The organism is Stenotrophomonas sp. INTA L402-1, assembly GCF_059295135.1.
This window is the reverse complement of the sequence record NZ_JCAFWP010000132.1, coordinates 1-671: the sequence shown is the minus strand read 5'-3', so window position 1 is coordinate 671 and position 671 is coordinate 1. Positions and strand designations below refer to the sequence as shown.

Sequence of the window (671 nt, the reverse complement as noted above, 5' to 3'; positions counted from 1 at the left end):
GGGAGCAAAAACACGCAAAGGATTTTGAGGCGGCAAAAGAGCAATGCAGGATAGACAATCATGGTCAGAACGTTAACACGTAGCCCCTGATTGTCCGCCTGCCGCTAGCTCAATTTGAAAACATGGCCATGATTCGGCGCTGAATATCACCGTCTTTGTTGACCAGTGTTTTAGTGACAAACGCTGCATGGTTTTTCGTAGTGTTGTATCCCTTCCAGACTTCATGTGGATCGAGGGCATACGCACAAACCTTACCAGCAACGGGGATTCTAACTAATGCATTTTTTGATTCTAAGTAATTGAGCCACCGAATAATTGTGCTTCTGCTAACTCCAAGTTTTTCAGCTAGGAATTGCTGATCCGCAACGACAGCGCCACACGTAGGATCGATATGCTCCGCTAAAAATGAGTACAGCTTCAGTGCTGATATGCCTTGGCTATCCTTCAGCAGCTCTCGAACACGTTCCCAACCTTTTGGGGATACCTGTGTAAACCTTGAATTTTTCTTTGCTTCTTCGAGATCCTCGGTGTTTTTCTTTGCCTCATCTGAAAGTTGTTTCAGTCGTTTTTCTGAATCAATAAACATGATTTTTTCCCTCTGAAAATCCCATGCACTAACGTTGGTTCAAATCTAAGCCATCATGACACATCTGTGCAACACCTTGTTGCAC

At 44.3% G+C, this 671-nt stretch carries 1 protein-coding gene; it reads right to left on the bottom strand.

Annotated elements, in window-relative coordinates; translation table 11 throughout:
- Positions 1-109 precede the first annotated feature (109 nt).
- Complete coding sequence (locus tag AC5O77_RS21905; RefSeq protein WP_000469298.1) at positions 110-586, bottom strand: helix-turn-helix domain-containing protein; 477 nt, start codon at positions 584-586, stop codon at positions 110-112.
- Between the last annotated feature and the right edge of the window lie 85 nt (positions 587-671).